Here is a 24,815-nt window from a genome sequence, read left to right on the forward strand (position 1 = left end):
GATTTAAAAAAGAGCTTTTGGAAGCATCCAAAAGCTCTATAATACGAATAAAGTCACTTTATTTTCCCAGGTATACTAATCCTCGCTTTTATCAACTGGTTTAATCATAAGATTGTCCGCTATAGCCGATTTCTTTGAAAACTTCAACGTACTATAACCAACGATGCTAAAAACAACTGCCCCTACAAGATTTACCATCAGATCCTTCATTGTATCGATAATGCCGATATCAAGATATCCACCATTTACAGCATATGTTTTACCATCAGCTGTGTTTATTACAGTATCAGTGATATCCCTGATTACAAAAGGCATCCCACTATTGTTGGGATCAAGTGTCACTGAACCAATTTTCTGCACTATAAAATCCTTTTGCATATCAAGGGCAAAAAACTGATCCATAGTAAACTCAAAAAATTCCCATATTACTCCTACTGTCATGGAAAAGCAGAAGGCTACCAATGTCAGATAAAACGGTGATAGATTAAAATGTTTACTCCCGCGATTTAACAGATAAATGAGTGAAAAGCCTATTGCCGCACACAAAAATCCATTGATAGTGTGGAGCATGGTATCCCAACCGGGAATAATCACATAATAATGATCTACCTCTCCGAGAATTTCCGCAGCATAGATGAATCCAAAAATGATAGCCTGAAAAAGCGGTGGAAACTCTATCTTCATCTGCTTTTGCAAAAATGCCGGCAGTAAAAACAGCAATAAAGATAAAACACATATTGCTGCGCTTTCATAATTTCTGGTAAAAATGCACCTTATAAGTGTAAGGATTACCAGTCCTCGCAAAACGAGGTAAAAAATAAAGGTTCTCTTATTCTGTTTGTAGCTGTTTACAAGGGATTTTTTATAATCGAATATCTTCATTTTCCTGTTCCTTACGCCTCCTCTTTTCCACAAACCAAGAACCTATCATCGTAATCCCAAACGCTATGACACTCCAAACCCAGATATTCACATCTCCAACCTTGCTATACACTCCATGAACCAGGTTGATCACGGGAACGTGGATCAGGAATGCATATTGGGAAATTGTTCCTAGGTATAGTATCTTTTCTGTAACCGCCTTTATTGCTTTACCTGAATCAAGGAGTTTACTGATCTTATCTTCAGTCTTGGCAAGGAAATAGATGAGTATAGCTGTAGGAATAGTGAAATAGAATCCTGTTGAAACGATCCATTTATTATCTCCTGATAAAACAGAAGTACCCAAGTAAATGAGTGCGCAGGACAACAATATGGACAAAACTACTGCTGCTACTGCAAGCTTACTGTTTTCCTTAATGTCTTTTTCCTGCTGCGAGTGCAAGTATATGTATCCTAATTGTAGAGCTATGAGATAGTCGCCTATTCTGGATATTGGAGACTCATATGTATAGAGGAAAGCTCCTGATGGTCCAAGCTCTTTTACCAAAGCTAGATTTATGGCTATTGTCACCAGGTATATGACGAGCGAAACTATAAGGGGCCTACGCCAAAAGTTATTACTGCTCTTGTTGTCATATAGCCTATGCATTAGCCTCAGGAATAATGGTGTTAGGATAAAGAGCAGAAGGCTTAGTGATAAATACCAGGTAACTATATTGTATTCGCTAAATACGTTGTACCACCAGCCGCTCTTTGGGCTCCAGTCAGACACTAGAAGGATGTTTGATAATATCTTAAGGCTCTCTGTTACGATCCTGGACTTGAAGTTCTGCATAATCTCTGCTCTGAAGCTATACATATAGAGTCCAAAGGCTACTACCAGCATCACAAGGTGCAGGGGATAGAGCTTTTTTATTTTCCTTGTAGCATATTCCCAGGAGCTACGTACGTCTGCCTTTATATCTTTTTCATATCCATGAAGAGCGTTTAGGAAGCCGCTTAGCATGAGGAATACTGTAATGCTCTATCTGGAGAAGGTATCGTCCAGTACTGTCACATGAAAGAAGAATATGGATAAGAACGCAAGGGCTCTCAGGATTTGAAGGGATTTGAAGTATTTATGGGTCATGGTTTTGTCCTATAGGGGTATGGTGATAGGGTGAATAGAAAAGCGGCGCTATGCGCCGCTTAAATTATACTATTATGTAGGGGTGAGGAGCAAATTAGATGTTTTCTATTCTGCATTTTCACATGCCTCGTTTTCTCTTATGGAAACAAATTCCTTGTACATAGAATCCATTTTTTCGATAAAATCGCCCCACGATGGATTGACCTTCTTATCCGTTCTAGTAGCATAGTACATATATTTATACAAATTGCGAAGTCCATCCGTATCAGACATCTTCATCACAAATAATATATAGATAATTTCATACATTTGGAGCACTCTCATATGTTCCAAACCAGTTTCCAATTCTTCTGCCTTAGTAATCAATCTAATAGGTAAATGATCATTTGCAGAAAAGTACAAGTACTGTTTTACAGCCATATAAGCCAATGAATGCACTTCTCCTCTATCATCCGAATTATCTAAGTCTGGTTGATAATTTGAAAATTGCGCTAGAACATCAATGTTTGCATAGAACAAACTCCTCTCTTCTTCATTTAGCTGATCATTATTGTATATCTTCAGCTTTGGAGGAGTATCATTCACATTCATATCTGCATATTCTTTGACCTTATTATCAACAAGTTCCATATAAACAGATTCATGAATAGCCAAGTTTTTCCAATTATCAAATAAAGGTTCCAAAATAATTTCTTTATAATTTTTGAAATCGAAAGCATTCCTTGCTCCAATGCTAGTTCTATCTGGTGGAATAAAAATATTCGCATCCAAAAAGACTACACTTTCCCTATTACACAGAAAAACACATACTGCCTCATTCTTATGTGATAATTCAATTTTCATTTATCACTCTCCTTCAATATCACAGTCTGCATCAAAATCCCCTATTTGATAACCGTAATCTGAAGGCTCTAGCTTAAACACTCCTAATAGTTCAACAAACTCATCCTCTGAAATATATTCATCATCATAGTTTTTTAGTATCGTTCGTATTACTTCATTAGACACGGTCAAATTCCCAGTTGGGTTATTTAATCGAATTGCAGCATTTTTATCAATGGCCTTTAATATAGTATAGTATTCACTATTTTCATCACGTACATCAAAGTCCTCGTATAGCTTATTAAATAGCTCCTCATCAATTAGCTTTTCTTCGCGCAATCTTAATACAATTGATTTATATGGTAGCCACCAAACAACCTGCAAATTAGCAATAAATCTCAATATTCGAAGGACATTATCATCACTAATGCTTTCATTTGAAAATTCATTTATCACATATGTTCTTAGTACTGTCTCAGGTAATAGTAACTCAGCAGCAAACCTATCTGCTTTTTTCTCAGTTCTTGCATCCTCGTCATCCTTTTCTAAACTATACGCTTTTCCAGATTTAGTTTTAAAATGAAATATCTCATGAGCCAAAGCAAAAATCTGCTCATCGTAATACAACGAAGAATTTAACCCAATAAAAATAAGAGGTTTGTCCACTGTTTCAAACCTCACTATTTCTGCATCTATTTTGCTATTATTTTCAAATGGATATTCGCACAGATATATACCTTGCCTATCTAAAAGCATCTTCATATCATTGGCAATAGGAACTTCATCATTAACACCAAATGACTTTCTTGTGTCTTTTGCCAATTGCTTTATTTCTGATATTTCTTTTATTGTTAATTCAACATCATACATCTTTTTCTATCATCTTTCTCAGTAACAATTGCTGCTTAGAAACCATCATCATCTTTAATAAATAGTCTATTCCTCTTTGGTCAGTATCTGTACTATTTTCGCCTCTAAATGCAGAATAATACATAGGTTTTCTTTCCTCTAAAACATCAGTAACCTCAAAATCCAATTTTTCGCACAACTGCTCTAGCTGTCCCAACGAAGGAATATATGATTCTTTTTCAATTTTCCCAATCATAACCCTATTTATACCAGTTTGTTCACCTAATTGTTCTTGAGTCATGCCCTTTTGTTCACGTCGGTTCCTTACAATGTCAGCCAATAATTTCTGTGACATCTTTTTCATCTTAGTTCCTCCATTTATAAAACATATCACTAACACTTCTAAGAATATGATGATGTCATTCCTTGTACATTAATGATATCATAAATTACATTTTTGTGTATCAAGAATAGAATTTTAACAGTTTTTTAACAGTTATGCAACATTTAATTACACCATTCTTTGCTTCTGGCGACATCCAAAAGCTCATTAATACACATAAATTCGCATTATTTCTTTTGTTTTCTTTTAGCCTGCATCTCTCTTCTATACTCATCCGCTATATAATCAGGTCCATTCATCCACATATCTGTTGATTCATCAAAAAGCATCTCACCAGTTTTCGACTTCATAAACTTGAAAAATGCTTTAGTTCTAGAAATCTTCTGCTGCCTTGCAATATTTATAGATGCCATAGCAGCAAGTAGCTGCATGGTATACTCATATTTACTAACTTTCATTTTGCTATCTCTCATATACCAATGCATCATAGTATCTAAACATTTCCAGCAATTGTTTGGCAATTATATTGTCTTCTTTCTTCAAATATCCATTGCAATACGAAAACTGCTTATTTGAACTTATCTCACCAAGAATTGTCGCCTTATCACCTAGGAAAAAGGCAATATCCTTGCCCAACATCGATGCCAGTTCCTCTGCATCAGCCATCTTTATTTCTACTTCACCATTAAGGATGCGGCTAACTTTACTCTTATCCCATCCAGTAATCAGTGAAATATATGAATTTTTAATCTTTTTTCCACCTAAATATATATTTAAGTTCTCTATAAACTTATTCATTTTCATTCTTCCTCTTTAAAATCAAAGTCATGGAACAAAAATCTCCTACACGCCAGTAATATAGCAATGCACACTATACTAACAAGTGTTTCCAAGGTCTTTTCATGTCCAACCACAAGTGATCTGGCGATGGCAAAGATCAGGACTTCCACCACAGTGTTCATGGAGTGTTTGACCAGCATACGTATAAACTCTATGACGATTACTGCGTTGAAAGCTGTTACCAGTATATCTTCCACATATATACCAAAGTCAAGGCTTGAGAAGGTAAATACGTGAAGTGCCAGCTGAATGCAGCTGTAGACGACACCTACCAGCAATATGGCAGCTACTACTTTTTCCAAAAAGCTCGGAAGCTTTAGGATTAGGGTGTGTATTTTTTCGCAAGTGGATTTCTTCATGATATGTACCTCCTCTTTAAAAAATGTTCCATTATCTCTTTTGACTTAATATGCCACAAAACTATACATATTCACAACCACTATTCCGCAGATAAGCCCTGTCAAAAGACCTGTGAAATGCCCTACAGAATCTATCTTTGGAGATAGTGTCATGGCTACCAGGATGACAATGGTTGGTATCATTGATCTTATCCCGGCAAATCCCCATATACTAAAGGCTATGACCATATAGATTCCAAATAGTCCGCAGAGAACACCTGAGGCTCCAATTGATAAAGTGAAGGGGCTTTTCTTTTTCTTTATCCTGGCGGATAACAGACCGCCTACCACCATGATGAGTGCGTAGAAGAGTATGTATAGCTCTTTTCCCAGGGCACGTTCCAGAGTTGTGCCAATGTTGTAGAGGGAGTACATGTTGCAAAAAAGGTGCATGACTTCTCTCTGTGTGAAGGCGCTGGTGATTACGCGGTGGTACTGGTGATTTTGAATTGTCATCATGTAGGATGAGCCAAGGCTACCTACATCTAGTTTCTTGGTATTTACGAGGCCGAATATGGCAATGTTGATCAGGATTATGATTATTGTAACTTGAGAATTCATCATTTCTTTTTCTGCACCTGCTCTATGATAGTAAATACTATTACAGCTATTCCAGCGATTATCATTGCAATTCCACGCAATGTAGATCTAATAGGATTTCTTGAAGTTTGGGCTGTGCATATTGCAAAGATTCCTACTAAGATCACTAATACTCCAAATGCGATGTATAGTAAGTTGTTCTTTTTCATTATTGTACCTCCAATATAAATTTATCGTCTTCGCACGACAAAATAATGGATTTTTATCGTTCGTGAACGATACTCTTGACATTTATTCTTTTTGCTAATATTATATCGATGTTTCATATGAAGTAAATGAACTTTCACGATTCATCTACTTCTCTCAAAAATATTTACGTTATATTTATCTAGTTATTTATGACACGAAGAAGAAAGGAGATGGACGGGAAACCATCTCCTTTTTTGCTTTATGCTTATCTGATTATCTTCTCAAAATCATCTTTCCCATGCTTGCATATAGGACAGATAAAGTCATCTGGAAGATCTTCGCCAACGTATTCATAACCGCAGATGGTACATCTCCAAATGGTCTCGCCTTTAACTGTTGTGCCGACAGGCTGTGGCTTTGGCTTAATGTTGTTCTGGTAGAAGTCGTATGTGCAGGATGGATCTTCATTTAGAACCACCATGGCTGTTGGTTCACAAATGAAAAGAGTATGTGAACCGAGGTCTACTTCCTTATCTACCTTCAGCGAGAAATAGGCATTTGTTCCAGTTGTGATATATGGAATGCCGTTATCTGCAAGCTTATATGCGATATCTTTTATAAGTTCTGGTGCGAACTTATCCACATCGCGTCCAGACTGGAATCCAAAGTGTTTAAAGAGATCAAAGCTTGCCTTCTGGCTAATGACAGAAACGTTGCACAGCCCAGTCTCTTTTACCATGTCATGGGTGTAGTTTGCCTTGTTGATGGCGATGGAAATCCTGTTAGGATCTGAAGCCACCTGAATAGCTGTGTTGGTGATGCAGCCGTTCATCTTGTCACCGCGAACTGCAGTGCAGACAAATAGTCCGTAGGATAACTTGTACATTGCCTTTGTGTTCATCTCGCTCATAGGTAACCTCCCTCTATCATGGTTTATTGTTATAAGTATTTCTTTGCTTCTACTATGTATTTTCGCACTTTGGACACTTTCTTTGCAACATCTTCTTGTGATCAGCTGATATAATTACAGAACATTCTTTTATCTACATAATACAAAAATCCAGGGAGAACTATCATGAGAAGATTCAAATATACAGTATTACTAACACTTAGCCTTGCACTTTTATCTGCATGTGGGACCACCAATCCTTACCCAAATTTTTTGAATGGCGATTTGAGTCAAGTGAATGAAGATTCAGTTGAAAGCTTTTTTCTTAAGGATATGGCTAGTGGTGATACTCGTTCAGAATATGAGTATTTACTCATGGATTTAGACGGCGACGGGAGCCAAGAATTACTGATTCAGTATGTTGATGACCCTGGTTCTTTTAATGCTGTTTTCCATTATGAGAATGATAAGATTGTCTGCTGGTGCAGCGATTCTATGGAAATGATCTGTTACAGTTATCCTCTAAAGAATGGCATGATGGTGGAAGAATACGACTACGACGGGTCTATTTCATACAACTTATACCGCTATCTTCCTTCAGGCGAGACAGAGCAGATAGGTAGCTTCTTTATTCGAGAAGAGCCTTCAAGCTTAGAAGAATCTCTGGATGCTCCTATTTATAAGATTGATAATGAAAATGTCTCTAAGGAAGAATTTGAAAAAGAACTAAAAGATCAAGTGCTTGATGAGATGGTGAGTAGAAACGGCTGGACGAAGATGAAGTGAGCTAGGGGGACGGGGTTGGTGAGCTAGCTCATTTTCCAATTCCATAAAGGGTAGGTCTGACGCTTAATTTATCCAGATACTCTTCGCCTATCTCATCTATTACTTCCTTTTTGAAGTAGATGTCGATACTTCCACATTTCTTTTGCACATAATCAGAGAAGTCTATGTTAGGCTCTATCACGAAGTGCCTGTCGTCGCGGTTGTAGGCGTAGATCACATCCATCTCATCTATGTCATAGAGGTTGACGCTGTCTGCCTTGAGCATAGGTCTTACATCTGTAGCCTTGTTCATGACTGTGTTGAGGTAGTAGATATCAGGAAGGCCTTCTGATTTCATATACATGTCTACAGTCCAGTCTGCTTCCGGATTGGCATTTCCGAGGCAGCACATGACCTTATAGCCTTTCTGAGACATATCCTTTGTAGTAGTCAGCACCTTAGTGACGCTTTCACCGCGAAATCTGAAGTAATCCCCTTCTACCACCATACCTCTTACATTGAGGATCAGCATCAGAGCCAGGACCACTGCATATATTCTTTTCCTGTGTCCATCCAGAAAGCCATTCCTGTAAACGAACAGGATAAAAAGCATTGCGATACCGATCACTACAGGAATGATGTACCTTTCTGCGATACCTTCCTTGCTATATAGCACGAACTGTGGAGCAATGAAGACAATAGCGATTACCACATCCGCCCACTTGTTTTTGATCTTGTCGTAATAGGTCAGGATCACGCCAAGAAGCGCTATTCCAAAGTAGTAGTACCATTTAAGGCCATCTTTTAACGAATAGATGAATGTAGTTATATACTGATAGATCGAGGTGCTCTGATCAAAGCTTACAGGATCATAGCTGTTAAGGCCAAGCCTTAGAACAATCTCCAAGAGAACTACTGCGCAGCAGATCATAACTGCGATGGTGTACCACCAAAGGCCTGTGCACTCTTTCTTGAGGTTTTTGATCATGCCTTTAAGCTTGATGTCTTGCTGGTTTATCTTTTCATAAATTGGGAAAAGAGCTAAAAATGGCATTACCAGAATAAAAGACTCATGGAAAAAGCCCATAAGAACTGAGAAAACAATGCTCCACACTGCGAAATGTCTTTTGTCTGGAGTTTCGAGCCACTTAAGGAGCAGTAAAAAAGATATCCCAAAGCAGATACCTGCCTGAACCTGCTCAGGACCAAGCTTCCACCACAGGGCACTCTGATATCCCACAAGACAAGTGAATGCAAAGAAAAGCGAAACAAAGAATTTGCCTGTGATCTTCTTGCCGCAGGCATAGAGAAGCACCATGAACACTACTATCTCTACTGCTTTGATGATTGAAATCGCAACAGAATCAGCACCAACAAGGTAACACATGGTGATCCTGAGCGGATAATACAGGAAATTGTTCCTGGTGGTCGTATCCCAAGACATAGCCCACTTGATGACGTCCCATAGTGACTTGCCCTGATACTTGAACATATATTGAAATTCCAGAAATTCGTGATCATCAACGAGATGCCAGCCTGATGTCAGTGTTCCAAGGCCACACACTACGCCGAATACCACCAGTATAGAAAGAGCTGTGACTGCAACTAGCTCTTTGATAGAAATTTTCTTCCCCTCAAACATATTCTTTGACCCCTCATAAATCTTTTAGTCATCTAATACCTAGGCAGTTGGCTTAACTCGCTTAAATCTGTTAAACACAAATGCAAACATCTTAGGAAGCGCCTTCCAAAAGATTCCCTTATATCTCTTTGGAATTGTTGCCATTATCTTTTTATATCCCTTGAAATCTCTGCTAACAAGCATACTAAGAAAACCTGTAGCATAGTACTCTGCGTACCATCCGGAGAAATCTATCTCATCGCCCCATCTCTCGCTCATGCCATTCAAAAGTCCTATGTGATGACCGAACTTCTCAAGGCGAGAGTAGCGGGAGTTGTAGTTCTTTTTGTCCTCAGTTGAACTTACTACGCGGTGCGCATCAGTTACGATGTCTAAAATGTAGACTGGGCCTTTCTTTAAGATCAAAACCTCGTCTACTGCATCGTCTACGAATTTACTGATCTGCTGAGCCTGAGCGAAATATTCTCTGCCTTCTTCGGTAAGGAAATAATTGCGCATAAAAAAGCCATGTGTTCCGAGAGGTTCGCACTTCTCATAGTCTTTTAACGAATACTCTCTGTTAAACTGTGACTTATCCCTTGGTATAACATCATAAGCAGTTGTGGAATCATCCATTCTGAGCTCGATTCCGTTGAATGCTGCAACGTACTGCGGATGCTCATCCAGAAACTTAACCTCAGTTTCGATCTTCTGGTCATTGATCCAGTAATCATCTCCGGAAAGAGCTGTGATATAACGTCCTCTGCACATGGAGCGGGCTTTGTAGATGTTCTTTGGGATTCCGATATTTTCATCGTTTAGATTAACTCTGATGATGTCAGGATATTTCTCAGCATACTCCCTTAAAATATCTCTTGTGCCATCCTGTGAGAAATCATCTGAGATCACAAGTTCATAGGTGTACTGAGTCTTCTGAGCTAGAACGCTCTCTATGGCCTGACGAATATATTTTTCATGAAAATATGTGAGCATATAAATGCTCACATCTATCTGTTTTTCTGACATATTCTTACCCTGTCTATATCTTTTCTAATACAAATGTGGTTGTGTTACTTCTTTTCTTCCTCTACCATCTTGAGGAACTCGTCATAGTCCCTAATATAATCGCTCTCATCATAGAGTTCTGAAGCAAGTACCATGAGAACTGCATCAGGTGAAAAGTCGTACATCTCACGCCACATGTTATTGGCAATGTAAAGGCCCTCGTAAGGCTTTTCAAGAGGCACTACCTTTTTCTCAACGCCGTTATCAAGGCGAACCTTACAGCTTCCGTGAATGCAAATAAGAATCTGCTCAAGCTTCTTGTGAGCATGCTTGCCTCTTGTGACGCCATCAATGGTGTCGTACATGTAATATACTCTTTTTATCTGAAATGGTATGTCTTTGAACTCTTCCAGTGCCACCAGCTGGCCTCTCTCGTCGCCGTGGGGCTGGAACATATATTTAACAACCTGCATAATAACTCCTAAAACAATTCATGAATTCCTATAGATTATATCATACATCTACCTGGTCTCGTAGTGTTACAAACATAATAATCCAACGTATATTACTTGATTTCGCTTATTAAATCAAGAAGCCAATCGGCGTACTGATCAGCGTCCATGCGCTTAAGGTTCTGGAGATTAACGCGGATTTTCTTTATATCTAGATCCTGGTCAGCCTCCCAGATTTCTTTGATCCTGGCTGCAAGCTCCTTGGCATTTCCACTCTCAAAGAGCCATCCTGTCTTGCCATCCTCTACAAGCTCAGGAATTCCGCCAATTCTAGCTCCCAGTACCGGAGTGAGCCTCTCCTGGCTCTCCATTACTGAGAATGGACAGTTTTCGTACCATTCAGATGGGCACACTGAAAATAGCGCTCCGCGGATTAAGTCATCCAGTTCTTTTCCAGATCTAAAACCAAGATTCTCGGCATTAGGAAGAGCCTCTATCTGCTCTGCGTACTCCCCTGCTCCTGCAAAAAGAAACTTCACTTCAGGGAGTTTTTTTGCTGCTTCTATAAGTGTACGTACGCCTTTCTCTTTGGAAAAGCGTCCAAAATACAGGACGTATCTATTATTTCCAGAAATGAGCTCTGGCCGACCTCCCTGGGGCTCATTTTCGGAAATGGACCAGGAACCCCGTCCCTGTGGACCATTCTCTACATGCTCAATGAAGTTGTGCATGGCCACTGTCTTCCCTACAAATACAGGATTTGTGTCCATCTTGGTCTTCATAAATTCTGAACAGCAAATGATCTTGTCGATATATTTATAGGTTCCCTTAAGCTTCCAAAACTCAGCTTCCATGGCGCCTACAACGGACTTGGCCATAGAGCCGTGGATGCACTTACCCTTTATACAATTTCCAAACCTGCCACCGATGCACTTCTCACAGTTTTCGTGGGTTGCAGGGTTATTAAACATATGGTTTGGGCACAGGAGCTGATAATCGTGGGCTGTGAAAAGAATCTTACACTGACGGGAAGTCTCTTTTCTCCACTTCACAATTTCCAGGATAATGGAAGGCGTCAGCTGATAATTGAAGTTGTTAAGGTGCACCACATCTGGCTTAAAGTCATCGAGAACGGCTCTTATCTTTTTCCTTGCTTCGCTGCTGTAGATTGTTTTAAGTGGATAAGTCAGCTTTTTTAACTTGCTGCCACCGTGGAAATCCATATCGGAAGTGTAGCTTTCAGCCTTATTTCCAACAATCCTGCCCTCGTGTTCCATGCCAAAGTACTGGACTTCATGGCCTTTTTTTACAAGGGCTTCACCCAGCTTAAATATATATGTCTCCGACCCTCCGTTTGGGTGGAGGAATTTGTTTACCATCAAATATCGCATCAGGCTATCCTACTCATCTATCACTATTTGAAAATTTCTGAAATTCTTTACAGTCCCCTGTAAAGCTCCAGGGTCTTCTCTGTAACCTTGTCCCAGTCATACTTGCCGCAGATGAACTCCGCAGCCTTTTCCTTGTACTGTGCAACCTTCTCCGGGCTTTCATCCAGCTCTTTTAACTTACTCCTCAGATCCGTCACATCGCCCTTGTGAAAAGAGATCGCTCTATCCTCCACAACCTCGGTGCACTCCGGAATGTCCGATGTGAGGCAACAGTTGCCATAGCTCATAGCTTCCAAAAGAGTAAGTGGCATGCCCTCAAGGTCTGACGGAATAACGTAGGTATATGCGTTGCTAAGAAGCTCCGCCAAAATCCTACCCTGTACAAATCCAGTAAAGATGATCCTGTCATCGTCCTTTGCGAGGCTCTGAATCTTATCTTCAAACTCTTTCATATCGCTGCTGCCGCCTGCAACAACGAGCTTTTTGTCAGTATCAAGATCTTTGTAGGCTTTGATCAGGTATTCAAGCCCCTTCTCTGGCACAAGCCTTCCAAGATACAGAAAATAGCTATCTTTCTGAAGTCCGTATTTCTTTTCAATCTGAGTTGGAAGTACGGTAACAGGCCTGTTCACACCGTTTGGAATAAGGACTGTTTTTCTTCCGTATTTATTCTGGAAATAGTCCTGAACGCTCTTACTAAGGACTATGATCTCGTCAGCATGCTTCACTGCGCCTTTTTCACCAGCCATGATGTATCCACTGGCAAGACGTCCCCACTTCTGTCGCTTGTGATCAAGGCCGTGGATGGTTGCGATGCATCTTTTACCAAATAATTTGGGAATCCACATGGCTGCGCAAGGTCCCTCTGCATGGAAATGCACGATGTCATAGGGGCCAAATGCCGCCATTATGGCGCCAAAATAAGACGAGGTGGCTGCCGCAAAGCCTCGCCTGTTGATCGTTGGAACATTTACGAGCCTGACTTTCTTGTACTCGCCCGTTACGTCGTTGTCGTACTGCTGTCCTGCCACGTGGTGCCCTGACCTGTTAAAACAAGTCACCTTGTGCCCCAGGGCTGCCATCCTTGTGGAGAGCTCCTCCACCACAACCTCAACGCCGCCTTCCCTTGACGGAACGCGCTTTTGTCCCAGCATTGCTATGTTAAGTTTTTCTTTATTCTTATATCTATTATCCATCTAACAGATTATATCATGGCACGATGCATAATGGTATGCTAGAATTTAGTGGTAATATTACAGTTTTTGAGGGAGTTTTTATGTCTGACTTTATATATAAACATCAAAAATTATTCACTTGGATTCTAGCGATTATCTTCGTGATTTCGCTCATTCCTATATTTATAGTTGCGGGCTTTGACGCCGCATCAGGTGATGACTACAACTACGGCTCAGCATCACGCCTGGCTTTCCTGAGCACTGGCTCAATTTGGGCTGCTATCACCGCTGCTGCCCGCACCACAGTTTCTATCTGGCACAGCTGGCAGGGCACCTGGTTTGACTGCTTCTTGTTCTGCCTCCACCCGGAAGTCTTTTCAGACTCTGCCTACGTGATTGTGCCCTACATCTTCGTGATCATGCAGATTCTGGCATATGTCTACTTTGCTCATCATTTTGTCAAAAGACGCTTCGGCATGCCTGGGCTTACATACCTGATTATCAGTTTGTTATATCTACTATTCGTTTTCCAGCTTGTTCCATCTCAGAAATCTGCATTCTTCTGGTGGGTTGGTTCTATTCACTATGCAATGCCCATGTGCCTTGCCCTTGTGGGAATCGTCCTTGCAGATAAATTCCTTGAAGATCACAAGACATCAGATTTGGTATGGCTTTCTGTAGTTGCCGCTTTAATTGGCGGTGCAACCTACCCTGCTGCCTTGCTACTTCTAATGTCACTGTTTTTGCTGTGGCTATCCGGATTTGTTCTTGGAAAAGTGCGTAACAAGCGTAATCTCCTGTTACTTATTCCTGTAATCCTTGAAATCTCCGGACTTGTGATCAGCATGATTGCTCCTGGTAACGCGGTTCGCAGTGCATCAGATATTGCTGATGGTGCCGCGCCTACAGGAGGCATTTTATCTACTATCATTAATTCCATAACTTTTTCTGTGACGGATGCTGCCACAAGCTTTGTAGGGGAGAAGACCTTCGTGGTCATTTTGTTTCTTTCCGTTATAATTGCTTCTTTTTCACCGCTCAAAGAAGCATATAAAAAGGATACTGAGAATTTTCAAAAGACCTTCTCACATCCTGTTCTCTTTATACTTGTGGTATTTCTTTTAAATGCCAGCATCTATGCCCCCAGGCTATATGCCGGCAACCACGCTTCATCTGGCTACAACAACTTTAATTTCTGGGTTTTCACCCTCTGCAAGATTGCAGGGCTGATCTATATTGAGGGTTTTGTGATACAATGGTTAGTTGGAAAGCCTGGTTTCAGGTTATCTCCTATCCTTGGAATCAGCTCTCAAGCTGATAAAAAAGGCTCCTCTACCGGTAATCTTCTTCTACAATTTGTGGTTTTGTTTGCAATATTTGGGGGTATTGCATTCTGTGGCCGTCACGGCGTCAAGACCTACACTGATTTTGTCTGTCTTGACTACTACTTATCTGGTCAGGCTGCTGACTACAAGGAGCAGATGGCTCTTCAACGTTTTCTTTTTGAGGATCCTTCCGTCACAGAGGTGGTTGTTCCAGAAATCAACGACAAACAGGGACCTCTTATGCATATGCCTGTTGTTGCTGATGCCGATAACGTTGACAACTACATGACCAGAATCTTCTACGGCAAAGACAACTGCCGCGCCATTCCTCGCACAGAGTGGATGGAAACCTACGCTGACAAATATCAGGAGTTTTTAGAATCTAAGAAATGATCACTTCCTGAACTTTATGTTCAAGAATGATGATTTGTAAAAAACGCGCTTCAAGAAAGGAAAGACATCGATGTATTTAAAAAAGATCAGAAAAAGCCTACTAGTCCTTGTTGTGGTCCTGGCTGCAATTATTTTAGGCGGGCTCCTTGCCCTCCTTGGTTATTCAATTGACGGAAATGATCATCCGCTTTATGTAATCGGATTTGCCGGCGCGATGCTTATCGTAGTTTTCGGTTGGATCATTGCTCTTGTTGGCGAGATCATCGCCCTTATCAATATCATCAGGACCAAAAAAATAAACGCCCCTCTCCCCACAAAGTACATTATCTTCTGGGTATTAGAAGTAGCGTTTACTCTTGCCTGGATGATCTATAGTTTTGCGGTCTTCCAGAGTTCTATGAGTGTTTAAACTAATTACATATCACAAATTGCATTCCGCAGGGCTTCAACGTTCTGCGGAATTACTTTACTATCCTGACTTTTTATTGTCTCTTTACATCCCCCTGTATCATAGGTGATTACTGGTGTTCCGCAGGCCTCTGCCTCCATGTTTACTGTAGGGAACGTATCTTCATAGGTTGGATTTGCAAATACATCTGCAGCGCTGTAGATCTTTTTGAGCTCCTCTACGCTGCTGGTACGCTCTAAGCCAATAATATTAAGCTTCTTTTCTGAAATCTCATCTACCTGATCTTTACTAAGTCCCACCAATACTATTTGGAACTTGTCTTTATCCAGCATCTCAGAAAGCTTGTAGAAATCCTTAAGTCCCTTTCTGTCATTCCAAAGGCTCGCAACTCCAAGAATCATCTTCTTATTTTCAATTCCATTGTCTTTTTTAAATGTACTTTCTACTGGTTTGAACACATCTGTATCCACAGTGTTGTACTTTACTTCTACTGGATATCCACAAAGATAGCTCTTTTCCACATTTTCTTTTAGCCACTTGGAGGGAGTGATAATTGTAAGATTCTTGACTCCTGTGAAAGCAGCTTTTTTCCTGCGGTAATTGTCACGGCTGTTGTCAGCCTTCGACTGCGGATATTGTGCTAGCTGTGGGCAATTCATACATCCCTGTGCTTCCTGTCCACTCTTCTCACTACATTCACTCTGTCCATCAGTTCCTTCACATCTCCACTTTTCGCACCCCACATATGCAAAGTGTGAGCAGTGCCCTGTAAATGTCCAGCAATCATGCAGTGTCCACTTTACTTCCATCTGCGGTCTTGACTTGATCCAGTCAAAGAGCATCTCATAGTTAATATAGTAGCCGTGGATGTTATGCATCCAGAGAACATCCGGATCATACTCACTGGCCCACTTAAGGAACTTCTTTGTTGCCATCTTTGACGCTAGGCCATGCCTATCAGTCAGTCTTGTATATAGCACATGATAGTAGACGTCCATATCTTTCCCGATACGTACGCCATATTTCTTAACATCTTTCTCAAGATGACTTGAAACCTTCATGTTTCTTCCGTATGCAATTTTTGCTTCGTATCCGTCTGCCTCGTACTCTTTTGCAATGTCCAGAACTATGCGACCTGTCGAGCCAAAGCCAATGACGGAGTTTATAAGGAGTAGTCTTTTCATAGCAATGATAATTATACTCTATGTTACGCGTTTTGTTCTACTTTCCGCTTGATTTCTTCCACATGTCTGTCCCAGGACTCATACCCCTCCTGGCCTCGCCTGTCGGGAATCTCATAGGATTCCTTTATGAGCTTTCCCAAATACCTGGTGTATTTACAGCTACCCCAGTAATTTAAGTGGGACTCATCATTAAAATCCTTTGAGCAATCTATTCCTAGCTCATCGAATAGCTTCATTCCATTTAGGAAAAGATATCCCTCATCAAGTGCCATCTGCTCTACGCGGTTGTAGATTTCATGCGCCTTGTCAGCCTCTTCAACATGAGGCGCCGTCACAAACATAAGCTCCATATCATTTTCCGCGCAAAAGTCTTTTATCTTTTGCAGATACTCTGCTTCCTTTGGTTCAAGTTCAGTAACTTCTGTCACTTCCTGCGGTTCAGCCTTTTCCTCCACACCAAAGTATGGTGTATATCCTTTAAATGCCATTCTCTCATAGTCAGTCGCAAAAAGCTGTTTTAGATCCACCTCTGACAGCTCTTTATACCTGTTGTGCCAGGTCACAAAGCTGGGGAAATGATCTGCCAATGTCTCAAATCGGCAGCTGTTCTTCATCATCTCAATTTTATTTAATGAAAACTTAAAGCCATTAAGATTGTCTGACAAAAAAATGAAATCCTTGAAATACTCTGTATCGTAGACCGCTACACTAAACAGATCAAGCACCACCAGCTTAGGCTTTTGATACTTGCATATTTCTTTTAAATAATTGTAGCTCATCCACAGAGGCTGGTCAGCGCCGCTATAATCATAGGCTGCAATTCCATGCTCGCTCCAAAGCTGCGCAGTATTTACATTGGTGTGAATATGGCTAGACCCTAGAAACACCACATCTATCGAGTCCTCAGGCTGCACATACATGTCGCTTGCCTGTCTGATGCCATGCTCTGTCTTGATTGCAAGGAGTCTTTCGCAAAAGAAATATGTTACAATGAGCGCCGTCATCAGAATTATCAATCTAACTTTTTTCAAACTTTTCTTCATAACCTGCTCCGATCAAAACTGCATGTAGATAGGCTTTGTTGCCATATCAGGCCCATAGATTCCGAAAATAAATATAGTTACTACAAGTACGTAAAATACTGCATATCTTATACTGTCACTGTTTGAAGCTATCATGGATGGAATATCTTTGTTCTTTTTGTATGCAATATAGTCAAAAATTATCTGAAGAGTTACTAATACTAATATCAGTATCAATTCTACCTGGTTGATTCCTAGGCTGTGAAGCTGCGCCCACAACGTTTCTCCCATCACCAGATTTTTTACGGTAAAAGAGATATAGCTAACCGCCGCCGTAAAAGAAGATGCCCTAAAAAAGATCCAGGCAAAAGCCACTTCCAAAAACATGATGATTCGTCCAATCGCGCCTTTTCTAACCAGCTCGATTCCTTTAGATTTGAGTATAGCATCAACTCCAGAAAACAAGCCATGCATCAATCCCCACGCCAAAAAACTAAAGCCAACTCCATGCCACACTCCGCATATTGCAAAGATGATCATGGTATTAATAATCTTCCTGACTGGTCCTTTTCTATTGCCTCCAAGAGGAATGTACACATAATCCTTGAGCCAACTACTAAGAGACATATGCCATCTGCGCCAGAATTCTGTGATATTCTCTGCCATATATGGAACATTGAAATTTTGCAGGATATCGATTCCATAAATCTTGGATACTCCGATAGCAACAAAGGTGTATCCAGCAAAATCACAGTAGATCTGGAAAGTGTAAGCGATCACTCCTGCAATCAGTATCAGTGTTCCGTAATTCCCCCTATCTTCAAAAAGCTTATCAACGTAGATTCCGAGCCTATCCGCGATAACGAGCTTCATGAACATTCCAAATAGTACATAATACAGTGCAAGCTTAAAGCGCTCTCCATCTTTAAATTTTACATATTTTAGCGCATAGATCTGCTTGTTAAAGCCTTCAAATCTCTCGATTGGTCCACTTACAAACTTAGGAAAAAAGCTGAGATATAAAACGACATTTATTGGATCCTTTTCAGCTTTGGTAGTACCTCTTTTGACATCAACAACATAACTGATAGCCTGAAAAACATAAAAAGAGAAGCCAATTGGTAGAAACAATTTCCCAAAAAGCCCGCCTCTGGCAGGAAGAAATTTAAACATGCAAAGAACAAGGACATACAGGCACACTGCCGCAAAGGTGCATAATTTAGCCTTTTTTTGCTCTTCTTTTTCCACGAATGAGCCTATCATCATAGAAAAGAGCCATGTAAATAACGAAGTTACTGTTACTATGGCACCTGCATACTTATCAAGTCCAAAGACATAGGTAAGGCTCGCAAGTGCAAGCAAGTATTTCCGCGCATTTACAGGAATTATGTAAAATATGATCCCTACTACAAATGCATACAGTAAGGACACTACAGTAATGGTCATAAGCGTCACCCTATCAAAAACTTCCGGTTACTACTCCCCAAATGTTACTTGTTGGCTTTGGTCCATAATGGATGCCATCATCCGCATCAATAGTTACGTTATTGCTAACGTATGTGTATAGGTCGATCACCTTAACGCCATGCTTACTAGCCCAGGCATTAAGCGCGACGTTAAAGGAAACAATTCGTTCATTGTCATAATATGGTCTGTCATCAGCTGCAAGACAGTTATCATCTGTAGGTCCAACTGTACAGAGAATGAGTGTCTTTCCGCTTGCCAGGACAGAATTATAGAATCCTTCATAGGATGCAAAATCGCCGTAATCATTTGCTCCCATCCAGGATACAAGAGTATCAAAGTTATCAAAGCCGTATGAGTTTACCGTATCTATGAGATAGTTGTGGTTTGAAGCATCCCTCGCATATACAACGACGTTCCCTGCAGAGTAAGCGCTCAGCTCTGATGCCGACTCTGAGAAAATGTCTACAGTACGGGAATCACCCACAAAGAGAATTCGTCCATAATCTGGTTTACTTGGATTCTGAACCTGCTGTTGTGCTACTTCTTCCTCTGAAGACTGCACATTTACTTCTGCAGACTGTGTACTCTCCTCTGAAGACTGCACTTTTACCTCTGCAGACTGTGTATTCTCCTCTGAAGACTGCACTTTTACTTCTGAAGACTGTGTACTCTCCTCTGAAGACTGCACTTTTACTTCTGCAGACTGTGTGCTCTCCTCTGAAGACTGCACATTTACTTCTGTAGACTGTGTACTCTCCTCTGAAGACTGCTCATTTACTTCTGAAGACTGTGTATTCTCCTCTGAAGCTTGTTCATCAATTTTTTGACTTCCGCATCCGAAAGCAAGCAATATGCATGCCATCATCAGTAGAACAGACACTTTTTTCCTGATTCCCCGGACCATTTCCTTCTCCCATAAAAAACAAATCCCCACTATTGTTTTCATAATTATATCGTACTCTTTAGGATTATTCACGTCGTAAATATGGCCAAAATCCCTCCATATACTTTATCTATTTATTCACTTGTAAATATGGTCAAAGTCCCTCCGTATACTTTATCTATTTATTCACTTGAAAAATGAAAAGTCACTACCATTGATTTATTTTTTCCACAAATACTGGGAAAATATCATTGGCAGTGACTATATGCTTTTTTATTAAGTTGTTTTTTAGCTGTTATCTTACGCCTGAGCTGAGAACTCTTCCTTGCCTACTCCGCAAAGTGGACAAGTAAAATCTGCTGGAAGATCGTCCCACTTAGTTCCAGGGTTTATTCCGTTATCTGGATCACCTTCTGCTTCATCGTAGATATAGCCACATGTGTTACATACGTACTTCATAAGCCTTGTCCTCCTATCTTGTTAAGTGACTGTAGTTTGTTGCAAATTAACAATCGAATATTTCTTATCGCTATTATATCATATTGTTGTGATATCTATCTTGCTATTTGCTTTTTTGTGCTATCTCCATATGATTATGGTTTCATTTAATTCAGCACTTAGCCTACTTTACGAGTGTGATTCGTTTTAGGCTAAAACTTCTCGGCTTGCAATAGAGCTTACTTTTCTCTTCTTTAGCTCATTTTACTTGCATTGAATATTTTAGGCTAAAAATTATTCTTTCTTAAACAAGCTAGCTTATTTTGTCTTTAGCCTATTCTTAATAAAGACTAAAAAATAGGCTAATCTTCCGCAATAGTACTTCTGAAACCGCAAAAAATTCTTTAGCCAAATCAACTTAAACAAACGTTAATAGGCTAAGTTAGAAGCCAACTCCCTAGATTCCCCCTTAAAACAAGTAAAAAAAATTAGCCTAAAACAAACAAATATATGCTTTAGGCTAAAATAACAATTCTCAATCCATTTCAACATCGCAAGCTTTTCATCAAATCTCAATCCATTTCAACATCGTAAGCTTCTTATCAAATCTCCCTTTACTCCACAATCTCTCTATAGGTTTCAGGCTTCTTCTCATCAAAGATCTCATTAGCCCACATAACTGTCACAAGATCCTCTGTATCTGACAGGTTGATGATGTTGTGGGTGTATCCAGGAAGCATCTGAACTGCCTGGATCTTGTCTCCGGAAACCTCGAAGTTCACAACAGGATACTCCTTGCCAGTCTCGGGATCTATGCCAAGCTTTCTCTCCTGAATAAGTGCCTTACCGGACACAACGATGAAGATTTCCCACTTTGAATTGTGCCAGTGCTGGCCTTTGGTCACACCTGGCTTGGATATGTTGATGCTCACCTGTCCACAGCTAAGGGACTTGATGAGCTCTGTGAAATGTCCACGCTCATCAACTGCCATTGGGATGTCGTAGATCATCTTTTCAGCTGGCAGATATGATAAATATGTAGAATAGAGCTTTTTAGCAAAAGAGCCTTCTGGGATATCCGGAATTACTAGGCTACGAGGCATATCCTTGAACTTGTTAAGAAGCTCTACGATTTCTCCAAGTGTTACCTTGTGAGAAACAGGAACGTAGCAGTATTCCCTAGAATCGCCAACAGCAACTGTCTTACGAGCACTTGCCCCATTGCCTGCATCTGCGCTTCCATTAGCTTCCATCAGGGCTCTGACTTCTGCCTCATTAAGTCTTTCTTTTCTCTTGTGCTCTTTGCCCTCAAGAGCATCCAACATCTCATTTACAAGATCATCAATGTAAACAAGCTCAAGCTCGGTCTTAGGATCATTTACCTGAATAGGCTGGTCTGTTGCGATGTTGTTGCAGAACGTAGCAACAGCTGAGTTATAATTTGGTCTGCACCACTTTCCAAAGAGGTTAGGGAAGCGGTAAACAAGCACCTTTGCGCCTGTTTCTTTTGAATAATCAAAGAAAAGTTCCTCTCCTGCAAGCTTGGACTTACCATACTCTGAGCCCTCAAACCTGCCTTCAAGAGAAGCCTGAATCGATGATGAGAGCATGATTGGTGCGGTATTCTTGTACTCTTTTAACAAATCAAGGAGTTTGCTTGCAAAGCCAAAATTACTCTCCATGAACTCCCTGGTATCCTTGGGGCGATTAACACCGGCAAGGTTAAATACAAAGTCCGCCTCCTGGCAATAGTCCTTCAAAAGGAGCGGATCTGTATCGACATCATATTCAAAAATTCCCTCAATATGGAGCTCTGGTCTTGTTCTATCCTTGCCATCTCTAATGTTCTTGAGATTCTCCACAAGGTTCTTGCCAACAAAACCCTTGGCTCCTGTAACTAAAATCTTCATTCCTGTAACACCCTTATTTTTTCTATATGTTTTTATCTGTGCAAGCTTATAGTCTTCAGCTTAACTTATCCCTGCCTGCTTACTTTTTTCTGCGCTTTTTACGCCTTTTTGCATAATTCTTGATCAGCAATTTAAGACTATTCTCAAGGTCATCAAAATGCTGATATTCCATGAAGTTCTTCATGAAATACTCTCTGGCATTCATGCCGCTTTCGGCATATTTCTCCCGATGCTCTACAAAGTCTAAAAGATAATCACCAAGTTCCTTGCTATTTCCAGCATCTGCGCATCTTCCGCAGCAGGCCGACCTGATGATCTTTTTAGCAGCACCGTTAGCCGCAGCAAAAATAGGCTTTCCTGTCGCCATATAGGTCTGAAGCTTGCCTGGAAGCGTATCTCCAATGTGGTTACTGCCATCAAGGGTCAGCACGCAGGCATCCGCCATCCTGTAGAACTCTTTTGCTTCATTAAATGGTTTTGGACCATAGAAAAGAACTATATCATCCAGCCCAAGGTCACGGGTAAGCTTCTTGATATTCTCAAGATTTGTTCCGCCGCCGACCATATGTAGCTTAACATCTGTTCTGTCTTTGAACACTGTCATGGCGTGGATCAATGTCTCAAGATTCTGTGCATTTCCTATATTTCCGATAAAGACAAAGTCGCAGGCATTCCCAGTTTCGATATCCTTCCTGGGATCAATATCCAGAAGCTTGATATCGCCGTACTGAGGCAGATAGCTCATCTTTTGCCTGGAGATTCCATTAACCTTCTCCATATATTCAAAGAATGGCTCCGAAGAAACCGCGATGTGATCGCATTCTTTGTAGATCCTCTTGGTCCAGCTATGGATCATCCTGTAAGGGAGCGTGCCCTCGTTAATGTGCATAGCCTTCACGCACTCTGGCCAAATGTCCATGCAATACAGGAAAAGAGGCTTGTCGTATCTCTTTTTCAGATGAATTGCCGGAACAGCCATGGTAACTGGCGACACTTCCCAGACATAGATAACGTCAAAGTCGCCCCAGTTCTGAAGTCTTGCCCGCAGTGAGCCAAAGAACACGAAAGACAGATAACTAAGGCTCCTCCAGATTGGTCCGTGGTGCCTTGCTATGGTCTGAACGCGATAGACATCAGCCCCTTTATAGTTCTGATGTCTATTTCTAAAATGTCTATATTCTTTTGGAATTTTGGTCGTTGTATAATCTGGAAGTCCGGTCAGTACCGTGACTTTGTGACCTCTTTTGACCAGTTTCTCCACAATATCATTGATTGCGTAGATATCAGGCCAAAAGCACTCAGTGACTACCAGGATCTTCAATCCTTCACTAGACATGCAAACTCCTAACTCTTGGAATTCTCACTAAGCTCATAAACATCGCTACTTGCCCGTGAATTACTTTCCTATTATTTCCAGTTCATCCTGAACATACTTGGTTGTAAGGAGTTTCTTAACAGTGCCTTCAACATCGAGTCTGTCTGTGTTGTGGCTTGTGTAAGCCTCGTCAGCAGCTGTGTGCACTTCGCCGTCAACGTAGAACTTATCGTAGTTAAGGTCTCTTGCGTCGGCAACGACTCTGTAATAGTCGCCCATATCCTCTGCGCGGAGTCTCTCTTCTTTTGTCAAAAGAGTCTCATACAGCTTCTCACCGTGTCTAGAACCGATGATCTTGGTCTCTGTCTCGCCAAAGAGCTGCTGAACAGCCTTAGCAAGGTCGCCAATAGTTGACGCATCTGCCTTCTGGATGAAAAGATCTCCAGGATTGCCGTGTGTAAAGGCAAACATAACAAGATCAACAGCCTCATCAAGGTTCATCATGAATCTTGTCATGTTAGGGTCTGTGATTGTGATAGGATGGCCGTTCTTGATCTGCTCAATGAAAAGAGGAATTACAGAACCTCTAGAGCACATAACATTGCCGTATCTTGTGCAGTTGAGGATAGTTCCCCTCTCTGCAGCCATTCTGGCGTTAGCATATACTACGTGCTCCATCATAGCCTTTGAAATTCCCATAGAATTGATAGGATAAGCTGCCTTATCTGTTGAAAGGCAGATAACATGCTTAACTTTGTTCTCAACTGCGGCATGGATCAGGTTATCTGTACCAATGATGTTAGTTCTAACAGCTTCCATTGGGAAGAATTCGCAACTAGGAACTTCCTTAAGTGCTGCAGCGTGGAAGATATAGTCAACACCTGGCATGCAGTCGCGAAGACTCTGAATATCACGCACATCACCGATGAAGAACTTAACCTTGCTGTAGTACTCAGGGTAAAATGCCTGAAGCTCATGTCTCATGTCGTCCTGCTTCTTTTCATCACGTGAAAAGATCCTGATCTCGCCGATATCACTTGCAAGGAAGTGGTCCAGAACGCAGTGACCAAAGCTTCCTGTTCCTCCTGTTATAAGTAGTGTTTTGTCCTTAAATTCACTCATTTTTATTTCCTCTGTTCTAATATAATGCGCTTTATTTCGTCATGTATTTTATGCGCT

General features: G+C 40.8%; 27 protein-coding genes. 3 read left to right on the forward strand and 24 right to left on the reverse strand.

Annotated elements, in window-relative coordinates; translation table 11 throughout:
• Positions 1-75: 75 nt before the first annotated feature.
• From BUA02_RS07840 to BUA02_RS07890, 11 genes are all read right to left on the reverse strand, one after another.
• Positions 76-882 carry a DUF2238 domain-containing protein gene (locus BUA02_RS07840; RefSeq protein WP_143147395.1) on the reverse strand — a complete coding sequence of 269 codons (807 nt, stop codon included), beginning with the start codon at positions 880-882 and terminating at the stop codon, positions 76-78.
• Positions 863-1,888 carry an acyltransferase family protein gene (locus BUA02_RS07845; protein ID WP_072702523.1) on the reverse strand — a complete coding sequence of 342 codons (1,026 nt, stop codon included), beginning with the start codon at positions 1,886-1,888 and terminating at the stop codon, positions 863-865. The genes BUA02_RS07840 and BUA02_RS07845 overlap by 20 nt, the downstream gene beginning before the upstream one ends.
• A gap of 228 nt (positions 1,889-2,116) precedes the next feature.
• Complete coding sequence (locus tag BUA02_RS07850) at positions 2,117-2,854, reverse strand: hypothetical protein (protein WP_072702526.1); 738 nt, start codon at positions 2,852-2,854, stop codon at positions 2,117-2,119.
• 3 nt (positions 2,855-2,857) lie between these two features.
• A complete protein-coding gene (locus tag BUA02_RS07855; protein ID WP_072702529.1) occupies positions 2,858-3,703 on the reverse strand; it encodes an ImmA/IrrE family metallo-endopeptidase in 846 nt (281 codons plus the stop codon).
• Complete coding sequence (locus BUA02_RS07860) at positions 3,696-4,046, reverse strand: helix-turn-helix domain-containing protein (protein WP_072702532.1); 351 nt, start codon at positions 4,044-4,046, stop codon at positions 3,696-3,698. The genes BUA02_RS07855 and BUA02_RS07860 overlap by 8 nt, the downstream gene beginning before the upstream one ends.
• A 206-nt stretch (positions 4,047-4,252) precedes the next feature.
• Positions 4,253-4,483, reverse strand: coding sequence for a hypothetical protein (locus tag BUA02_RS07865; protein ID WP_072702535.1), 231 nt, complete (start codon positions 4,481-4,483; stop codon positions 4,253-4,255).
• 4 nt (positions 4,484-4,487) lie between these two features.
• On the reverse strand, positions 4,488-4,829 hold the full coding sequence (locus BUA02_RS07870; protein ID WP_072702538.1) for a hypothetical protein: 342 nt from the start codon (positions 4,827-4,829) through the stop codon (positions 4,488-4,490).
• On the reverse strand, positions 4,826-5,224 hold the full coding sequence (locus BUA02_RS07875; RefSeq protein ID WP_072702541.1) for a hypothetical protein: 399 nt from the start codon (positions 5,222-5,224) through the stop codon (positions 4,826-4,828). The genes BUA02_RS07870 and BUA02_RS07875 overlap by 4 nt, the downstream gene beginning before the upstream one ends.
• A 45-nt stretch (positions 5,225-5,269) precedes the next feature.
• Positions 5,270-5,827: a rhomboid family intramembrane serine protease gene (locus tag BUA02_RS07880; RefSeq protein ID WP_072702545.1), complete on the reverse strand. Its 558-nt coding sequence runs from the start codon at positions 5,825-5,827 to the stop codon at positions 5,270-5,272.
• Positions 5,824-6,012 (reverse strand): hypothetical protein, encoded by a 189-nt coding sequence (locus BUA02_RS07885; protein WP_071175228.1) that lies wholly within the window; start codon positions 6,010-6,012, stop codon positions 5,824-5,826. The genes BUA02_RS07880 and BUA02_RS07885 overlap by 4 nt, the downstream gene beginning before the upstream one ends.
• 245 nt (positions 6,013-6,257) lie before the next feature.
• Positions 6,258-6,893 (reverse strand): flavin reductase, encoded by a 636-nt coding sequence (locus BUA02_RS07890; RefSeq protein ID WP_072703088.1) that lies wholly within the window; start codon positions 6,891-6,893, stop codon positions 6,258-6,260.
• 174 nt (positions 6,894-7,067) lie between these two features.
• On the opposite strand from BUA02_RS07890, the gene BUA02_RS07895 reads away from it, so the two are divergent.
• Positions 7,068-7,667 (forward strand): hypothetical protein, encoded by a 600-nt coding sequence (locus BUA02_RS07895; protein WP_072702549.1) that lies wholly within the window; start codon positions 7,068-7,070, stop codon positions 7,665-7,667.
• 28 nt (positions 7,668-7,695) lie between these two features.
• On the opposite strand, the gene BUA02_RS07900 is transcribed toward BUA02_RS07895, so the two are convergent.
• The 5 genes from BUA02_RS07900 to BUA02_RS07920 all read right to left on the reverse strand — a co-directional run bounded on the left by BUA02_RS07900 (position 7,696) and on the right by BUA02_RS07920 (position 13,311).
• Complete coding sequence (locus BUA02_RS07900) at positions 7,696-9,288, reverse strand: hypothetical protein (protein WP_072702552.1); 1,593 nt, start codon at positions 9,286-9,288, stop codon at positions 7,696-7,698.
• 39 nt (positions 9,289-9,327) lie between these two features.
• On the reverse strand, positions 9,328-10,293 hold the full coding sequence (locus BUA02_RS07905) for a glycosyltransferase (RefSeq protein WP_072702555.1): 966 nt from the start codon (positions 10,291-10,293) through the stop codon (positions 9,328-9,330).
• A 44-nt stretch (positions 10,294-10,337) separates the two neighbouring features.
• Entirely contained in the window at positions 10,338-10,745 is a 408-nt protein-coding gene (locus BUA02_RS07910) for a sugar 3,4-ketoisomerase (RefSeq protein ID WP_071175224.1), read from the reverse strand.
• 92 nt (positions 10,746-10,837) lie between these two features.
• Positions 10,838-12,115, reverse strand: a complete 1,278-nt coding sequence (locus tag BUA02_RS07915; RefSeq protein WP_072702558.1) for a glycosyltransferase family 4 protein — start codon at positions 12,113-12,115, stop codon at positions 10,838-10,840.
• Positions 12,116-12,162: 47 nt separating this feature from the next.
• Positions 12,163-13,311 carry a glycosyltransferase family 4 protein gene (locus BUA02_RS07920; protein ID WP_072702562.1) on the reverse strand — a complete coding sequence of 383 codons (1,149 nt, stop codon included), beginning with the start codon at positions 13,309-13,311 and terminating at the stop codon, positions 12,163-12,165.
• An 80-nt stretch (positions 13,312-13,391) separates the two neighbouring features.
• On the opposite strand from BUA02_RS07920, the gene BUA02_RS07925 reads away from it, so the two are divergent.
• Positions 13,392-15,008, forward strand: a complete 1,617-nt coding sequence (locus BUA02_RS07925) for a hypothetical protein (protein ID WP_072702566.1) — start codon at positions 13,392-13,394, stop codon at positions 15,006-15,008.
• Positions 15,009-15,078: 70 nt separating this feature from the next.
• The gene (locus BUA02_RS07930) at positions 15,079-15,417 is read left to right on the forward strand and encodes a hypothetical protein (RefSeq protein ID WP_072702569.1); all 339 of its coding nucleotides are present in this window, start codon (positions 15,079-15,081) and stop codon (positions 15,415-15,417) included.
• 5 nt (positions 15,418-15,422) lie between these two features.
• On the opposite strand, the gene BUA02_RS07935 is transcribed toward BUA02_RS07930, so the two are convergent.
• From BUA02_RS07935 to BUA02_RS07970, 8 genes are all read right to left on the reverse strand, one after another.
• Entirely contained in the window at positions 15,423-16,601 is a 1,179-nt protein-coding gene (locus tag BUA02_RS07935; RefSeq protein ID WP_072702572.1) for a glycosyltransferase, read from the reverse strand.
• Positions 16,602-16,624: 23 nt separating this feature from the next.
• Positions 16,625-17,644: a hypothetical protein gene (locus BUA02_RS07940; protein WP_072702575.1), complete on the reverse strand. Its 1,020-nt coding sequence runs from the start codon at positions 17,642-17,644 to the stop codon at positions 16,625-16,627.
• Positions 17,645-17,656: 12 nt separating this feature from the next.
• Positions 17,657-19,069, reverse strand: a complete 1,413-nt coding sequence (locus BUA02_RS07945; protein WP_083572698.1) for an MBOAT family O-acyltransferase — start codon at positions 19,067-19,069, stop codon at positions 17,657-17,659.
• 13 nt (positions 19,070-19,082) lie between these two features.
• Positions 19,083-19,994, reverse strand: a complete 912-nt coding sequence (locus BUA02_RS07950; protein ID WP_072702580.1) for an SGNH/GDSL hydrolase family protein — start codon at positions 19,992-19,994, stop codon at positions 19,083-19,085.
• Between the two features lie 279 nt (positions 19,995-20,273).
• The gene (rd, locus tag BUA02_RS07955; RefSeq protein ID WP_072702583.1) at positions 20,274-20,432 is read right to left on the reverse strand and encodes a rubredoxin; all 159 of its coding nucleotides are present in this window, start codon (positions 20,430-20,432) and stop codon (positions 20,274-20,276) included.
• A gap of 593 nt (positions 20,433-21,025) precedes the next feature.
• Positions 21,026-22,321: a polysaccharide biosynthesis C-terminal domain-containing protein gene (locus BUA02_RS07960; protein ID WP_072702586.1), complete on the reverse strand. Its 1,296-nt coding sequence runs from the start codon at positions 22,319-22,321 to the stop codon at positions 21,026-21,028.
• 79 nt (positions 22,322-22,400) lie between these two features.
• Positions 22,401-23,657 (reverse strand): glycosyltransferase family 4 protein, encoded by a 1,257-nt coding sequence (locus tag BUA02_RS07965; RefSeq protein WP_083572699.1) that lies wholly within the window; start codon positions 23,655-23,657, stop codon positions 22,401-22,403.
• Between the two features lie 60 nt (positions 23,658-23,717).
• Positions 23,718-24,758 (reverse strand): polysaccharide biosynthesis protein, encoded by a 1,041-nt coding sequence (locus BUA02_RS07970; RefSeq protein WP_072702589.1) that lies wholly within the window; start codon positions 24,756-24,758, stop codon positions 23,718-23,720.
• Positions 24,759-24,815: the final 57 nt, after the last annotated feature.

The organism is Butyrivibrio hungatei DSM 14810 (genome assembly GCF_900143205.1).
In the GTDB taxonomy this organism is placed as follows: domain Bacteria; phylum Bacillota; class Clostridia; order Lachnospirales; family Lachnospiraceae; genus Butyrivibrio; species Butyrivibrio hungatei.

What these genes read in the sequence shown, in the direction of transcription:
- BUA02_RS07840 (WP_143147395.1), bottom strand. Translation starts at nt 882, where the DNA reads ATGAAGATATTCGATTATAAAAAATCCCTTGTAAACAGCTACAAACAG.
- BUA02_RS07845 (WP_072702523.1), bottom strand. Translation starts at nt 1,888, where the DNA reads ATGCTAAGCGGCTTCCTAAACGCTCTTCATGGATATGAAAAAGATATA.
- BUA02_RS07850 (WP_072702526.1), bottom strand. Translation starts at nt 2,854, where the DNA reads ATGAAAATTGAATTATCACATAAGAATGAGGCAGTATGTGTTTTTCTG.
- BUA02_RS07855 (WP_072702529.1), bottom strand. Translation starts at nt 3,703, where the DNA reads ATGTATGATGTTGAATTAACAATAAAAGAAATATCAGAAATAAAGCAA.
- BUA02_RS07860 (WP_072702532.1), bottom strand. Translation starts at nt 4,046, where the DNA reads ATGAAAAAGATGTCACAGAAATTATTGGCTGACATTGTAAGGAACCGA.
- BUA02_RS07865 (WP_072702535.1), bottom strand. Translation starts at nt 4,483, where the DNA reads ATGAAAGTTAGTAAATATGAGTATACCATGCAGCTACTTGCTGCTATG.
- BUA02_RS07870 (WP_072702538.1), bottom strand. Translation starts at nt 4,829, where the DNA reads ATGAAAATGAATAAGTTTATAGAGAACTTAAATATATATTTAGGTGGA.
- BUA02_RS07875 (WP_072702541.1), bottom strand. Translation starts at nt 5,224, where the DNA reads ATGAAGAAATCCACTTGCGAAAAAATACACACCCTAATCCTAAAGCTT.
- BUA02_RS07880 (WP_072702545.1), bottom strand. Translation starts at nt 5,827, where the DNA reads ATGATGAATTCTCAAGTTACAATAATCATAATCCTGATCAACATTGCC.
- BUA02_RS07885 (WP_071175228.1), bottom strand. Translation starts at nt 6,012, where the DNA reads ATGAAAAAGAACAACTTACTATACATCGCATTTGGAGTATTAGTGATC.
- BUA02_RS07890 (WP_072703088.1), bottom strand. Translation starts at nt 6,893, where the DNA reads ATGAACACAAAGGCAATGTACAAGTTATCCTACGGACTATTTGTCTGC.
- BUA02_RS07895 (WP_072702549.1), top strand. Translation starts at nt 7,068, where the DNA reads ATGAGAAGATTCAAATATACAGTATTACTAACACTTAGCCTTGCACTT.
- BUA02_RS07900 (WP_072702552.1), bottom strand. Translation starts at nt 9,288, where the DNA reads ATGTTTGAGGGGAAGAAAATTTCTATCAAAGAGCTAGTTGCAGTCACA.
- BUA02_RS07905 (WP_072702555.1), bottom strand. Translation starts at nt 10,293, where the DNA reads ATGTCAGAAAAACAGATAGATGTGAGCATTTATATGCTCACATATTTT.
- BUA02_RS07910 (WP_071175224.1), bottom strand. Translation starts at nt 10,745, where the DNA reads ATGCAGGTTGTTAAATATATGTTCCAGCCCCACGGCGACGAGAGAGGC.
- BUA02_RS07915 (WP_072702558.1), bottom strand. Translation starts at nt 12,115, where the DNA reads ATGCGATATTTGATGGTAAACAAATTCCTCCACCCAAACGGAGGGTCG.
- BUA02_RS07920 (WP_072702562.1), bottom strand. Translation starts at nt 13,311, where the DNA reads ATGGATAATAGATATAAGAATAAAGAAAAACTTAACATAGCAATGCTG.
- BUA02_RS07925 (WP_072702566.1), top strand. Translation starts at nt 13,392, where the DNA reads ATGTCTGACTTTATATATAAACATCAAAAATTATTCACTTGGATTCTA.
- BUA02_RS07930 (WP_072702569.1), top strand. Translation starts at nt 15,079, where the DNA reads ATGTATTTAAAAAAGATCAGAAAAAGCCTACTAGTCCTTGTTGTGGTC.
- BUA02_RS07935 (WP_072702572.1), bottom strand. Translation starts at nt 16,601, where the DNA reads ATGAAAAGACTACTCCTTATAAACTCCGTCATTGGCTTTGGCTCGACA.
- BUA02_RS07940 (WP_072702575.1), bottom strand. Translation starts at nt 17,644, where the DNA reads ATGAAGAAAAGTTTGAAAAAAGTTAGATTGATAATTCTGATGACGGCG.
- BUA02_RS07945 (WP_083572698.1), bottom strand. Translation starts at nt 19,069, where the DNA reads ATGACCATTACTGTAGTGTCCTTACTGTATGCATTTGTAGTAGGGATC.
- BUA02_RS07950 (WP_072702580.1), bottom strand. Translation starts at nt 19,994, where the DNA reads ATGGTCCGGGGAATCAGGAAAAAAGTGTCTGTTCTACTGATGATGGCA.
- rd (WP_072702583.1), bottom strand. Translation starts at nt 20,432, where the DNA reads ATGAAGTACGTATGTAACACATGTGGCTATATCTACGATGAAGCAGAA.
- BUA02_RS07960 (WP_072702586.1), bottom strand. Translation starts at nt 22,321, where the DNA reads ATGAAGATTTTAGTTACAGGAGCCAAGGGTTTTGTTGGCAAGAACCTT.
- BUA02_RS07965 (WP_083572699.1), bottom strand. Translation starts at nt 23,657, where the DNA reads ATGTCTAGTGAAGGATTGAAGATCCTGGTAGTCACTGAGTGCTTTTGG.
- BUA02_RS07970 (WP_072702589.1), bottom strand. Translation starts at nt 24,758, where the DNA reads ATGAGTGAATTTAAGGACAAAACACTACTTATAACAGGAGGAACAGGA.